12 protein-coding genes are annotated in these 13,520 nt (G+C 38.6%); 2 read left to right on the top strand and 10 right to left on the bottom strand.

Annotated features, from left to right (window positions below; genetic code table 11):
- Nucleotides 1–25: 25 nt before the first annotated feature.
- Nucleotides 26–574: a hypothetical protein gene (locus tag FTU12_RS05595; RefSeq protein WP_180113935.1), complete on the bottom strand. Its 549-nt coding sequence runs from the start codon at nt 572–574 to the stop codon at nt 26–28.
- A gap of 459 nt (nt 575–1,033) precedes the next feature.
- Here FTU12_RS05595 and gltP point away from each other — a divergent pair, with 459 nt between their 5' ends.
- A complete protein-coding gene (gene gltP / locus FTU12_RS05590) occupies nt 1,034–2,329 on the top strand; it encodes a glutamate/aspartate:proton symporter GltP (protein ID WP_078190399.1) in 1,296 nt (431 codons plus the stop codon).
- Nucleotides 2,330–2,394: 65 nt separating this feature from the next.
- Here the strand turns inward: gltP and FTU12_RS05585 are convergent, their stop codons facing one another.
- From FTU12_RS05585 to FTU12_RS05555, 7 genes are all read right to left on the bottom strand, one after another.
- Nucleotides 2,395–2,838, bottom strand: a complete 444-nt coding sequence (locus FTU12_RS05585) for a DUF3887 domain-containing protein (protein WP_180023310.1) — start codon at nt 2,836–2,838, stop codon at nt 2,395–2,397.
- Nucleotides 2,839–3,035: 197 nt separating this feature from the next.
- The gene (locus FTU12_RS05580) at nt 3,036–3,506 is read right to left on the bottom strand and encodes a hypothetical protein (RefSeq protein WP_162689711.1); all 471 of its coding nucleotides are present in this window, start codon (nt 3,504–3,506) and stop codon (nt 3,036–3,038) included.
- 91 nt (nt 3,507–3,597) lie between these two features.
- Entirely contained in the window at nt 3,598–6,582 is a 2,985-nt protein-coding gene (gyrA, locus tag FTU12_RS05575) for a DNA gyrase subunit A (protein ID WP_180113934.1), read from the bottom strand.
- A gap of 290 nt (nt 6,583–6,872) precedes the next feature.
- Entirely contained in the window at nt 6,873–7,310 is a 438-nt protein-coding gene (locus FTU12_RS05570; protein WP_257227288.1) for a hypothetical protein, read from the bottom strand.
- A 648-nt stretch (nt 7,311–7,958) separates the two neighbouring features.
- Nucleotides 7,959–8,891: an FAD-binding protein gene (locus FTU12_RS05565; RefSeq protein WP_111883923.1), complete on the bottom strand. Its 933-nt coding sequence runs from the start codon at nt 8,889–8,891 to the stop codon at nt 7,959–7,961.
- A gap of 18 nt (nt 8,892–8,909) precedes the next feature.
- Nucleotides 8,910–9,662 carry an electron transfer flavoprotein subunit beta/FixA family protein gene (locus FTU12_RS05560; RefSeq protein ID WP_180026694.1) on the bottom strand — a complete coding sequence of 251 codons (753 nt, stop codon included), beginning with the start codon at nt 9,660–9,662 and terminating at the stop codon, nt 8,910–8,912.
- Nucleotides 9,663–10,189: 527 nt separating this feature from the next.
- Nucleotides 10,190–10,795 carry a LysE family translocator gene (locus tag FTU12_RS05555; protein WP_180023307.1) on the bottom strand — a complete coding sequence of 202 codons (606 nt, stop codon included), beginning with the start codon at nt 10,793–10,795 and terminating at the stop codon, nt 10,190–10,192.
- Nucleotides 10,796–10,908: 113 nt separating this feature from the next.
- Between FTU12_RS05555 and FTU12_RS05550 the strand changes: the two genes are divergently transcribed.
- A complete protein-coding gene (locus FTU12_RS05550) occupies nt 10,909–11,403 on the top strand; it encodes an Lrp/AsnC family transcriptional regulator (RefSeq protein WP_078190405.1) in 495 nt (164 codons plus the stop codon).
- Between the two features lie 501 nt (nt 11,404–11,904).
- Here the strand turns inward: FTU12_RS05550 and FTU12_RS05545 are convergent.
- On the bottom strand, nt 11,905–12,276 hold the full coding sequence (locus FTU12_RS05545) for a hypothetical protein (protein ID WP_218949190.1): 372 nt from the start codon (nt 12,274–12,276) through the stop codon (nt 11,905–11,907).
- Nucleotides 12,277–12,555: 279 nt separating this feature from the next.
- Nucleotides 12,556–13,473: a tyrosine recombinase XerC gene (locus tag FTU12_RS05540; protein ID WP_180113975.1), complete on the bottom strand. Its 918-nt coding sequence runs from the start codon at nt 13,471–13,473 to the stop codon at nt 12,556–12,558.
- Nucleotides 13,474–13,520: the final 47 nt, after the last annotated feature.

Here is a 13,520-nt window from a genome sequence, read left to right as displayed (position 1 = left end):
AAATTTTAATGCTTTCTGTCGCCAATTAACTGTATGCTGTTGGCGTCACAGTCGATGCCTCATCCACTTGAATATCAAAATCATCTGCATCTGAAGTGATCTCAGTAACCAAATCATCTGATTCTTTTTCTGCAGCGTTTTCAAGCCAGAATCCTTTCACTTTATCGTCCCCATCATGACCTGCAAAGACCACACTCATATACAGTTCTTTTTGCGGATAATCATATTTATACACAATTGTTGTGGTCTTACCTTCTCCCAGCCGAGTATTTGCCATTCGCTGAATCACTTGCGCTTCAGCGCTAGTTTGACCTGCAGGAATCAGCTTTTTCATACGTGAAAACAGCTCTGGATCTGCTAGCATCGCATCACGAACATTTTCTTCAACCAATGCCAAAAAGCTGTCTTGATGGGGTTGGTGTAGTGCTGCGAATAATTTTTCTGACTTAGTACGCTGTGAGCTTGTCTCACTTGGTAGGCTTGATTCGAATTTTGCAATCAAGAAATCGCCAATTTTCTCACAAGCCGTTATAGGTAAGATTAAAGCGATGATGACGACTAATTTTTTCAACACCGTACAAGCCCTCTGGTTATTATTAAAAAATATAAAGTTAAAATTTATTTCGGATAATCTGTGTGATTTATAGAATTTTCACTGATTTATCTGCCTGACAAGTATAAAGCAAACTTCTATATAAAAATGAAAAATACAGGCTCACATTTAGTTTTTCGATCTTTCTAGGCAAATCAGAAATTTTGTGAAGTGTTTATTAATAACTCAATTTTATTCGTTTTATAAATTAAACTTAATAATCAAATCGCTTATACAACTAAAAATGATAATTTATCGATCAAACAGTTTGGTTTTGATCAAAATCGTTGGCTGTATTCTCATATAAACTGCAAAATATTATCGTATTTATCTCCCAAATTATTCAGAACTTTTTGTCATGGCGGATTCAGTCTGTCTGCAACATTTGTTCGTGGATGACTGTGGGCTTTTTTCTCCCAAATCTGACATAAGAGCTGATGTATGAAAAAGATTAAGGTGAGCCTTGCCTGGCAAATCGTGATTGCTCTCATTCTAGGTATACTTGTTGGTGCTTTCCTACACTATTCTCCTGAATATCGTGATGCTTTAGTTAATAACTTTTTGACGCCTTTGGGCTCAATTTTTATTAATCTTATTAAGATGATCGTTATTCCGCTTGTTGTGTCGATGCTTATTTTAGGTATTGCCAATACAAGTCACGGTAGTAACTTAGGTAAACTAGGTTTCAAAACGATTATTTATTTTGAAATCATTACCACTGTTGCTATTTTAGTCGGTTTAGTTGCAGCCAACGTATTCCAACCTGGTGCCGGCATTGATATGTCTGCATTGACGCAAGTCGATATTTCAAAGTATCAAGAAACAACACATGAAGTCAGTGAACATTCTCATGGTTTGATTCAAACAATACTTTCACTTATTCCATCTAACTTTTTTGCAGCTTTGACTAGTGGTCAAATGCTCCCAATCATCTTTTTCTCTGTGATGTTTGGCGTAGGTTTAGGTGCGCTTGATCAGGAAGTAAAACAACCTTTAATTAAAGTGTTGACCGCTGTTTCTGAAACGATGTTTAAAGTTACGCACATGATCATGATGTTTGCACCTATTGGTGTATTCGGCTTGATTGCTGCAACTGTTGCGAATTTCGGCTTCAGCTCACTTGTGCCACTGCTTAAACTCGCAGTTTTAGTTTATGGTGCAATCTTCTTCTTTATTTTCATTGTATTAGGTGCAGTTGCTAAATTCTGTGGCTTCAGTGTTTGGGCCATTATCAAGATCTTAAAAGATGAATTGATTCTCGCGTATTCAACTGCAAGTTCTGAAACTGTCCTCCCCCGTATTATGGAAAAAATGGAAGCTTACGGTGCTCCGAAACCGATTACCAGTTTCGTGATTCCAATTGGCTATTCATTTAACCTCGATGGTTCGACCCTATATCAAAGTATTGCAGCTATCTTTATTGCTCAGCTTTACGGGATTGATCTGACAATCACCCAACAAGTGATTCTAGTACTGACCTTGATGATTACCTCTAAAGGGATTGCAGGTGTACCTGGCGTTTCTTTCGTGGTCTTGCTGGCGACTCTCGGCAGTGTCGGTATTCCTCTCGAAGGTCTGGCATTCATTGCAGGTATTGACCGTATTTTAGATATGGCGCGTACTGTACTGAATGTGATTGGTAACGCGCTTGCGGTACTGGTGATCAGTAAATGGGAAGGCCAATTTGATACTGAAAAACAAAAAAATTATGCTGCTAATCTAAAAGATGCCGCTTAATTTTATGTCATAAAAAAGGACGCTTCGGCGTCCTTTTTTACAGCTTTGTTTTATTTTTCCAAACTTTATTTATTTTTTTCGCCAAAAACTGAAATATTAAAATCTCGAATTTTGTTACTTCCTGCGGGTTTATCAAAACTTACATCATACTGTACAAGGTTTTTATTGGTATAACCGTACTCATAAGTGACCGTATATAAAGACGGTTTTTCAGTCGATTTTTCAATGTGCTTAGCCACTATATTTTTGCGTGAGTAATCTTGTTTCGGAATACCTCGTGCAAATTTACGCAGCTCTTTTTCATTCTGTTCAAACTTGGCTTTGAGTTCTGGTTCAAAGTAGGTGTACAGCTTTTCAAAATTGCCTTCACGCAACTGATCATAGGCAGCTTGGGCAACTTCAGTCTGTTCAGTACTTGGGTCTGGTATTGCATTTAATGCTTTTTGGCCAATTTGGTCACAACCTGACAACGCTATGACACAACCTAGTAACAAAAAATTTGCCTTCATAACCACACTTATTCCTAATTTAAGCTTTTGAGTATATATAAAACTTCAAAGTTGATATTAAAATTAAGATATCTCTTTAACTTTTCTCTTTCCAACTTGTTGACAATACATTAAATTAAACTCTGTTCACTTACGCAAGGTAAATGAGCTTCACTTTTAATGTATTTAAATAAAGTACCACTGAAAATTCTAAGGGTTTATTTAAGTACCAACTTTAGATGACTACCGATAATTTTAGCCAAAGGATCATCTTGTTTAAATAATACGGTGTAAAATACAGTTTGCTGCTCGTATTCATACTTAAGGTTTGCTTCAATTAGTTCACCGTGCACACTATTTTTAATACTTTTATATTCCAACATTTTATAATCTAAAACTTTTTCAAAATATGGAATATATGAAGATATTTCTGGTAGTAATGTTGGATCTTCTAACAAAGCTTGATAAAACTTCTCATCTGTTATTTTCTGGATTTGATCTAAATCTTTATCACGTATAGCAACATACAATTGCTCAATGTGTTTAAGTTGCAAAGGTGTCAGCTTATAAGGAATAGATGATTCTTTTTTTATACCTTCATTAAACTCTACAGACGTCGGCTCACTACATCCCATTAATGCAAAACAAATGACTATTCCTTTGGTTCTAATTAATTTTTTGAAATACATTTAAGTCACTATTCTTGTTTATATAAATTTTTGTTAATACTATTCATCTATCAAAAAGGACGCCGTAGCGCCCTCTTTTCTCAATCTTCAATTAGTCTTCTTCAGGCTCATTGAGATCTGATTCATTGTCATTTTGATCAATAATCGTTGAGTCATCTACAAGTTGCTCAGTTTCGATTGCTTCCACTTCTTCAAAAGTTTCGTCTTCTTCAACTGCTTCGATCGCCACAACACCGACTAAGATTTCGCTTTCACCTAAACGGATCAGACGAACACCTTGAGCATTACGACCTGTTTGTGCCACTTCAGACGCACGTGTACGAACCAACGTACCGCCATCTGAAATTAACATTAGCTCTTTAGACGCATCAATCGCTACAGCACCAACAAGCTCACCGTTACGTTCAGATGTTTTAATTGCAATAACACCTTTACCGCCACGTTTCTTGGTTGGGAAGTCATCTACTGGTGTACGTTTACCATAACCATTAGCTGAAGCACAAAGTACTTCACCAGTTTCCGGAACAACCACCAATGACACTATACGGCTAATGAGAGCTGAATCAGAGGTATCTTCATCATCAGACTCTACATCCGCATCCTCAGCGTCTTCAGCTTGAGCTGCTGCACCAATGGTCACGCGCATACCACGGACACCTTTGGCAGAACGACCCATTGAACGCACGTCAGTTTCTGCAAAACGAATGGCTTTACCTTCGTTTGAGAACAACATGATTTGTTGTTCGCCGTCGGTAATGGCAACACCAATTAAAGTGTCATCACCATTGAGTTCAATCGCGCGTAGACCGTTTGAACGAACATTCGAGAATTGTTCTAACTCAACACGTTTAATCGTACCGTATTCTGTTGCCATAAATACGTAGAAGTTTTTACGAACGGCTTCTGCTTGCTGTGCAAAGTCATTGATGATTTCGTCATCAAGATCAGTGGTAGAAAGCTCTAAGCCCAACTGTTTCAATTGAACACGTAATGCATCAGACAAGTCATCTGCACCGTCTTCAGTCTCAGCAAGTGCAGCTTCTAATCCAGCAAAATGACTATTAATCACTTCATTGGTTTGTAACTGCGCACTATTGGCTTTTACAAATGCTTTAAAGTCAGCCAAACGTTCTTTAAATTTCTTCGGCGCATCAACCACAGGTAAAATAGCGGTGATGGTTTCGTTTTCATCTAATGGCAATAAGTTCACCATTGGACGACCTTTCGCACCACGAGATGCTTGAGGTACTTCATAGACTTTCAGACGATAAACTTTACCTACATTGGTAAAGCAAAGCACTGTTGCGTGGTTTGAAGTCACGATCAAATGCTGGATGTAATCGTCTTCTTTCATTGAAGTTGCAGACTTACCACGTCCACCACGACGCTGTGCAGCGTAGTCTGACAATGGTTGAGTTTTTGCATAGCCTGATTTAGAAACAGTTAGTACCATTTGCTCTTCAGGGATTAAATCTTCACGAGAGAAGTCGATACGTGATTCCACGATATCGGTACGACGTGCATCGCCATATTGTTGAAGGATTAAAGCCAATTCTTCTTTAATTACATTCATCAATAAGTTAAAATCGTTCAAAATTGCAGTGTATTCAGCAATTTGACCTAGAATTTCTGTATATTCAGCTTGTAACTTGTCTTGTTCTAGACCAGTTAAGCGATGTAAACGAAGTTCTAAGATCGCACCTACTTGGGTTGGAGACAGACGATAAATATCACCTGTTAAACCAAATGGACGTGCTGGATCTTCGCCTTCAATTTCATCTGGTCGGACAGATACCGCACCCGCTTTTTCAAGCAATGCAACAACACCACCGCCTGCCCACTCGCCCGCTTGTAAACGTTCACGTGCTTCGCTAGGGTTTGCAGATGTTTTGATGGTTTCAATGATCGCATCGATATTTGCCAGAGCAACCGTCAAACCTTCTAAGATATGTCCACGTTCACGTGCTTTACGCAATTCGAACATGGTACGGCGTGTAACCACTTCCTGACGGTGACGGATAAACGCAGCGATAATATCTTTCAAGTTCATTAACTTAGGCTGACCATTATCGAGGCAGACCATGTTAATGCTGAATGAATTTTCTAATTGGGTATTTTGGAATAAGTTATTTACAATCACTTCAGCGTTTTCACCACGCTTCAAGTCAATTGCAATACGCATCCCTTCTTTATCTGATTCATCACGAAGTTCAGAAATACCTTCAAGTTTTTTCTCTTTGACCAACTCAGCAATACGTTCAATGGTTTTTGCTTTGTTGACTTGATAAGGAATTTCAGTGAAGACAATCGTGCTACGGCCCGATTTTTGGTCTTCTTCAATGTGATATTTACCACGGATATGCAAACGGCCTTTACCAGTACGGTACGCATCGACAATGCCAGATTTACCGTAAATGATACCGCCTGTAGGGAAGTCTGGACCAGAAATGTGTTCCATTAATCCTTCAATGCTGATGTGCGGATCGTTGGCATAAGCAAGACATGCATTAATGACTTCTGTCATGTTATGCGGAGCCATATTGGTTGCCATACCTACAGCAATACCAGCTACACCGTTAATCAACAAGTTAGGCACACGTGTTGGCATGACTTGTGGAATACGTTCAGAACCGTCGTAGTTGTCTTCCCACTCTACGGTATCTTTCTCAAGATCCGCTAAAAGTTCGTGGGTCAATTTACGCATACGAACTTCGGTATAACGCATTGCTGCTGCACTGTCCCCATCGACAGAACCGAAGTTACCCTGACCATCAACCAATTGGTAGCGTAAGCTGAAATCTTGAGCCATACGAACAATAGTTTCGTATACAGCTAAGTCACCATGTGGGTGATATTTACCGATGACGTCACCGACTACACGGGCAGACTTTTTGTAAGCTTTGTTGTAGTCATTGCCCAATTCGTGCATTGCAAAAAGCACACGACGGTGAACAGGTTTGAGACCATCTCGGACATCTGGCAACGCACGTGACACAATCACGCTCATTGCATAATCGAGATATGAGCTCTTCAGTTCATCCTCAATGGCAATCGGTCTAATTTCCGATACGCTCATGCATACTCCTTGTTATACAAGCAGAATTCTGCCCGCATTTATATATCGTAAATCTGTAAAAATTAGTTCAAAAAACACTGAACCAATATCAAAAATCAAGTCGGACAGTATAGCATAAAAACCCTGATTTTTGTGCCAATCATCTTGCACTAGAACCATGATTTTTTGTATTTATTTTAAGCATTTTGATTTTATTTGCTGTGAAAAAAACCTCTACGAATAGAGGTTGTTTAATGTTCAAAAGATTTCTTTTCGAAGCTTCAAATTTAGGGGCATAAATGTGATAAAAATCACTCTTTATGATATTGCATAACCTCTAATTCTTGAGGCACATGATCCTGCTGCATCCATGGGTATGCTGTTAGAAACAAACCTAAAATAAGCAGAAATTCATAAACTTCTTCGATGAAATCTTTATAAGCCAAATCGTACAAAAATAAAAAACTAAGACTTCGACTATGCTCAACTGCATCAGAAATAAGTAAGCCCAATATCACCAAGCCTAATGGACAAATTGGCAAAGCCAAGGTTTTTAGTTTATGTACAATTTCTTGACGCAAATAAGGCGAAAATAGCATAAAGACGACTGGTGCAATCATGAATACCGAAATTAAACGAAAATACGGTTTAGGCGCATCAGGGAAATAGTCACGCCCCCCAGCTAATGCTACGACCAAATAGCAACAACCACCATGCGACAGCCCACAACCAAAATTGTTTCTTTCCATCTTGCATTTCAAGTGGTCGAATATAGAAAAAAGTAAAAATCGCAAAAAACAGCAATAACAATGCTTGGACCGATTCAACTGCTGTAACAGTCATTCCATCAAATAAAGGAAAAGAGATACTTTGTAAAACAGGAAAAAGTAAACAGCAGATCATCAGCACCAATACACTGACTGGTAACTGAAAATCAAATTTCAAAGGGAGACTCAGCCTAAAGGGCAAGTTCAATAAAAAAGCAATGTTAACACAAAATATACAATCCTTTAAGCTTGCTTTAAGTTTAAGATTCAAACTTGAAGGATAAATTTTTATTATTTTATTTTAAATCTTTGTATTTTTTATAATTTATTAATTTCCATCCTATTACCAAGCGATTGCGCCTGCTTACTTACCATTTAAGTTTTAACATACAAATACCTTACGCTACAGTAGTGTCTAATACCAATAATAAGAAACACTATATGAATTTTGAACTACTAAACTAAGAATCCACTACCCTCATAAGCATGAAACATCTAAGTGCAATTTATATATGTACATTTACGTATAATTAATCGATTAAACATTGCCAAGAAGACCTACTAATTCTTCAAACAATAAAAACGCCCCTAAACCATAAGCTTAGGAGCGTTTTGAACTGCGTTCAGAAATTAGATTTTAGATACTAATTCTGGAACTACAGTGTTCAAGTCACCCACTAACCAGTAGTCAGCTACTGAGTTAATTGGCGCTTCTTCGTCTTTGTTGATCGCAACGATCACTTTAGATTCCTTCATACCTGCCAAGTGCTGAATCGCACCTGAGATACCTACAGCGATGTACAAGTCAGGAGCAACGATTTTACCTGTTTGACCCACTTGCATATCGTTTGGTACGAAACCAGCATCAACAGCAGCACGAGATGCGCCTTGCGCAGCACCAAGCTTGTCCGCTAATGGATCAAGTACAGTGTGATAGTTTTCACCTGAACCAACACCACGACCGCCTGAAACAACTATACGCGCAGCTGTTAATTCTGGACGTTCAGATTTCACGATTTCTTCAGAAACGAACTTAGAAATACCAGCATCACCAGTAGATGCAACAGCTTCAACTGCAGCAGAGCCGCCTTCGCTTGCAACAGCATCAAATGCAGTACCACGAACAGTCGCAACCACAACAGACTCGCCAGACTCTACAGTTGCAATCGCGTTGCCTGCATAGATTGGACGTTTGAAAGTTTTAGGACCTTCAACAGCAATGATGTCAGTGATCATGCTTACGTCAAGTAGCGCAGCAGCACGTGGAAGTACGTTTTTACCTGTTGTTGTTGAAGCAGCAAGGATGTGAGTGTAACCCGCACCGATAGAAGCAACTAATTTAGCAACGTTTTCAGCCAATTGGTTTGCATAAGCAGCGTCGTCAGCAAGCAATACTTTGCTTACACCAGCTACTTTAGCCGCTTGGTCAGCAACTGCTTGAGCGCCTGAACCAGCTACTAATACAGTGATATCACCACCGATTTTTTGCGCTGCAGCAACAACGTTAAGAGTTGCACCATTTAGTGCTTTGTTGTCGTGCTCAGCGATAACTAAAATACTCATGATTTTTATCCTTCTGTATTAGATCACTTTCGCTTCGTTTTTCAATTTATCTACAAGCTCGTCTACAGACTTCACTTGTACGCCCGCTTTACGTTCTGCAGGAGCTTCAACTTTAACAGTTTTAAGCTTAGTCGCAGGATTTACGCCATAATCAGCAGGTGACTTAGTATCAAGCGGTTTTTTACGCGCTTTCATGATGTTTGGAAGAGCAGCATAACGTGGCTCATTCAAACGTAAGTCAGTTGTGATGATTGCAGGAAGTGCAAGTTCAACAGTTTGTAAACCACCGTCGATTTCACGAGTCACTTGTACTTTATCGCCTTCAACTTTAACTTCTGAAGCGAAAGTACCTTGGCCAGCACCTAAAAGCGCACCAAGCATCTGACCAACTTGGTTAGAGTCGTCATCAATTGCTTGTTTACCAAGAAGGATCAATTGAGGTTGTTCAGCGTCTACAACACCTTTTAGGATTTTTGCAACTTCAAGTGCACCTAACTGGCTGTCGTCAGCTTCAACAAGGATACCGCGGTCTGCACCAAGCGCCATAGAAGAACGGATTTGTTCTTGAGCTTCTTTAGGACCAATAGAAACAACAACGATTTCTGAAACAGTTCCTTTTTCTTTTAAACGAACCGCTTCTTCCACTGCGATTTCACAGAACGGGTTAATTGACATTTTAACGTTCGTTAAGTCAACACCACTGTTGTCCGGCTTAACGCGAACTTTAACGTTGGCATCAACCACACGTTTTACAGCAACAAGAGCCTTCATGTAATCCTCGGCTGTTTTAGCAAATGTAAATGTTGAGAAAAGTTATATTAACTCTTCACTTTAAATTTTTTAGGTGCCCTATCTTGCAATGTGTACGGCATTTCGGTCAAGTCACAATTATCGAAAGACCTGTAAAAAAGCGTAATTTCCTTGAACTTATCGTTCACATTTTTTAAAGAATGGTTCAGTTATCCAAAAAAACGCATTATTCAGTTATTTTTTAAGCATTGATTTTTATTATTTTTTTACTTGATTTAGCTCATCAAAAGATCTGATTTAATATCAATTTTCGATCAATCTTTCTGAAATAGAGCTTTCCCTCTACACATTCGGCAACATATCTAAACTTGTCATTTAAGATAGAAGCCTAATGAATTTAGCGCTAATTTCACTTTTCCGAAGCTAATTGGTGGGTTTTTCTCTCTTTCTTATTCTTAATATGTGTCGATACTCACCACATATAAAAAAACCTCCGCCTTCACGAAGGTTTTAGTTAAGGCAATTATTTCTATTTACATTTGCTGTTTTTAATTGGCAATTAACCATGTCGCAGCAAGAGCCAATAAACCGCCTGATGTACCATCGATCCACTTTTGTTTGCGTTCATCAATTTGAGTTTTTTGTGTAATACGTGCAAAGACCACACTCAAACTACAATACACCACAAATATCAGCCCAATAAAAATGAAGGACAAAATCAAACCTTGGCTCACAGTATTCGCTGATTTATCGATAAATTGCGGCAAAATTGCAAAATAAATCAACATACCTTTCGGGTTCAGCAAAGCCGTAAAAAAGCCTTTTTTAATCGGGTTGGACGCTGACTTTTTCTCAATACTTAATTTTTTACTGCTAAATACTGAACGTAGCAAATGCGTCGCCAAATATAAAAGATAAGCAATCCCCAACCAGCGGATTGTTTCAAACAGTAGTGGAAATGACACGATAATCGCAGCAATACCCAATGCCACCAAAATCGAGTGAACCAAATAACCTGAGCACACACCTACAGTTGCCATCATGCCTGCTTTTGCATCCTTACCCATCACTTGTGACAGGATAAAAAGCATATCGGGTCCTGGTGTGAAAATAAGGGGAATTACCGTTAAGGCAAACAAAGCAAATACAGACATTTCAATTTTCCCTTTCTATGTCCTGAAAGTGAAATTAGTATGTTTGAATCGCTTTAAAATAGGATATCAAATATTCTATAATAGATATTATTATTAGAATTATATTCTATTTTATGAAGACATCTTCTAAGTCAATTCTAGTTAAACTAGATCGTATTGATAAAAATATCATTCGCGCACTTCAAAATAATGGTCGCATGCAAAATAATGACTTAGCCAAGGAAATCGGACTCTCTCCTTCTTCTTGTTTACGTCGGGTCAAATTACTCGAAGAGGCAGGTGTGATTCAGAATTACACCACCGTGGTCGATCCACAAAAGATTGGCTTTCAATTGATTTTATTCTCTCGTATTTGGTTGACTGGGCAGGATGCTGAAACCATCGATACCTTTATCGAAGCAATGAAAGAACTTCCTCAAGTCATGGAGTGCTACATTATTTTGGGTGAGTGCGATGCAATGCTCAAAGTAGTGGTGCCTGACCTAGAAAGTTACCGCAAATTTCAGTCTACTCACTTAACCAAGAAAAATGGCATCACCAGTGTAAAGACTGATTTACCAAGCCAAATCATCAAACAAAGCTTCCAGTTACCGCTAGAAGATTTATAAACAGAAATTGGTCTGCCAAGGAACAACTCAAGCATCAGAAACGACGAGGCTGAAACTACAAGCTTGGCAATGTAGTGACGGATTACCTTCACAGCCTCGAATGCAAATACCTAGCAATGCGGTATTTACTTATATTTTAAGCAAAGAAAAATAATGATTTGCGGCAAATGAACGAACACAATCTAAGGAGCCTTTGAGCTTAATTTCTTAAACAAGAATACGACTGATTGGATTTACAGGCTCTCGCTATCAAAACTGAGCGAATTGATTACTGAACAGCAAAATGGGTTTACATTTAGAGATTTTGTTTAGCATCATAAGTTTTGCAAAGACGTCCACTAGCTTATCTCAAATGTTTATTTGAAAGCTTAAAACCAAACGAGGTAGACACTTTAACGCTCTGCTCATAAGCATCACAACATGTCATGGTGCGGGTGATATAAGGGCTAAACATCCAAAACCAATGAAGATAGCCCATGAGTTGTTTATTTGACCAATGGTTTAGGCTGGCTGATTTTCCAAAAAGTCACGATGGATGTGGCTTAGGTCAATAAGTTCATATTGTGCCAAATCAAAAATACGCCAAATGGTGAGGGCATCTTCTTTACTGTCAAATTTAGCAGTTGCTTTATTGGTAAGCTGCCATTGTTTATCCGAAATCCAAATAAAGTATTGGCCCGTCGCCGCATTAAACGCCTGAACTTTTCCATCGGCATTAATCCCTTGTAGCTGCGCACCTTCAGGCAATACAGCTTCTACTTCAGGCAAACTGATTTCAACAAAGTGTTTGATCTGGCGTAAGCCGTATCCTGCAAAAATTTCTTTTTGCTGACCATTTAACTGGTCATATTTTTCTTGAATATCTGAAATCATGGTATGGCCTATATATTTTTAACGGTACAGCAATTTAGTAAATGGCGAATTTCACTTCAGCACTTACGTCAATTCAATAATGGACAATTTTTATACCCGATAATTTGAATTTTTATAATGCGACAATAGTTCAAAATGTCGGTCAATTTTACCAATATTTTTTCACATCCTTATTTAATTTTCATGAAGTAGACCACTTTAGGATGCAAAATGTGAAATCTAGCCTGTGAATTTAAGCAAAATTTAGACCACTGAGTACCAAAGTCGTTTTTGCAATTGTTACGAATCTTTATGCTGTGCCCTTGGATGGGCCTGATCATAAACTTGTGCCAATCGATCAAAATCCACATGGGTATAAATTTGTGTAGTGGTTAAATTACTATGACCCAACATTTCTTGTACAGCACGCAAGTCACCGCTATTGGACAACATATGGCTAGCGAAGCAATGTCGTAATAAATGCGGATGTAAATCGACATTTACACCTGCACGTCGAGCTTGAAATTTAACTCGATTTTCTATTTGTCTTACCCCCAGTGGATTACCTTTTTGAGTGATAAAAACTTGGGCTTCTGGGACAAAATCACCATGCCATGCAGGATATAATTGCAACCAATGCATCACAGCCTCTTTGGCTTTAGAACCAAAAGGTACAATGCGCGTTTTATTCCCTTTACCCGTAATACGTAACAGTTGGCGATTAAAATCAATATCTCGAATGGTTAAGCCCTGCACTTCAGCCAAACGTAAACCACTTGAATATAGCAGCTCCAAAATCGCTTTATCACGTATCCAAAGCTGCCGTTGAATTTCACTTTCTGGCTCAGGCTGTTCCATGATTTGTTTAATGGTTTCAATATCGACCAATCCAGGTAAAGGACGTGATTGGCGTTTGAGCTGAAAATCATCTGCAGGATTAAAATTGAGATAATTTCCTTGTTCTGCCCATTTCATAAATTGGCGTATCGAAGATAACATGCGCTGTAAACTACTTGGACTGAGCTGAAACTGTTCCACTTTATGAGCAACAAATTCACGCAGATCTGACTTTTCAACATCATGCAGTGGCAAGTTGCGTATTGTACAAAATTGGAGAAAATCACTGACATCACGCTCATACGCTTGCAATGTATGTTTAGACTGATTTTGAATTTCACGTTCCTTCAACCACATAGTCAGTAGTTGACTCTGATCCATCGTCACCTGTCTTCTCCCATTTCAACATGTGCTTTAGCGTTGTGGTA

It is taken from the genome of Acinetobacter sp. YH12063 (assembly GCF_013419715.1).
Taxonomy (GTDB): Bacteria; Pseudomonadota; Gammaproteobacteria; order Pseudomonadales; family Moraxellaceae; genus Acinetobacter; species Acinetobacter amyesii.
This window is presented reverse-complemented; position numbering and strand designations above follow the sequence as displayed.

What these genes read in the sequence shown, in the direction of transcription:
- FTU12_RS05580 (WP_162689711.1), bottom strand. Translation starts at nt 3,506, where the DNA reads ATGTATTTCAAAAAATTAATTAGAACCAAAGGAATAGTCATTTGTTTT.
- FTU12_RS05550 (WP_078190405.1), top strand. Translation starts at nt 10,909, where the DNA reads ATGAAGACATCTTCTAAGTCAATTCTAGTTAAACTAGATCGTATTGAT.
- gyrA (WP_180113934.1), bottom strand. Translation starts at nt 6,582, where the DNA reads ATGAGCGTATCGGAAATTAGACCGATTGCCATTGAGGATGAACTGAAG.
- FTU12_RS05555 (WP_180023307.1), bottom strand. Translation starts at nt 10,795, where the DNA reads ATGTCTGTATTTGCTTTGTTTGCCTTAACGGTAATTCCCCTTATTTTC.
- gltP (WP_078190399.1), top strand. Translation starts at nt 1,034, where the DNA reads ATGAAAAAGATTAAGGTGAGCCTTGCCTGGCAAATCGTGATTGCTCTC.
- FTU12_RS05565 (WP_111883923.1), bottom strand. Translation starts at nt 8,891, where the DNA reads ATGAGTATTTTAGTTATCGCTGAGCACGACAACAAAGCACTAAATGGT.
- FTU12_RS05540 (WP_180113975.1), bottom strand. Translation starts at nt 13,473, where the DNA reads ATGGATCAGAGTCAACTACTGACTATGTGGTTGAAGGAACGTGAAATT.
- FTU12_RS05585 (WP_180023310.1), bottom strand. Translation starts at nt 2,838, where the DNA reads ATGAAGGCAAATTTTTTGTTACTAGGTTGTGTCATAGCGTTGTCAGGT.
- FTU12_RS05545 (WP_218949190.1), bottom strand. Translation starts at nt 12,276, where the DNA reads ATGATTTCAGATATTCAAGAAAAATATGACCAGTTAAATGGTCAGCAA.
- FTU12_RS05560 (WP_180026694.1), bottom strand. Translation starts at nt 9,662, where the DNA reads ATGAAGGCTCTTGTTGCTGTAAAACGTGTGGTTGATGCCAACGTTAAA.
- FTU12_RS05570 (WP_257227288.1), bottom strand. Translation starts at nt 7,310, where the DNA reads ATGGAAAGAAACAATTTTGGTTGTGGGCTGTCGCATGGTGGTTGTTGC.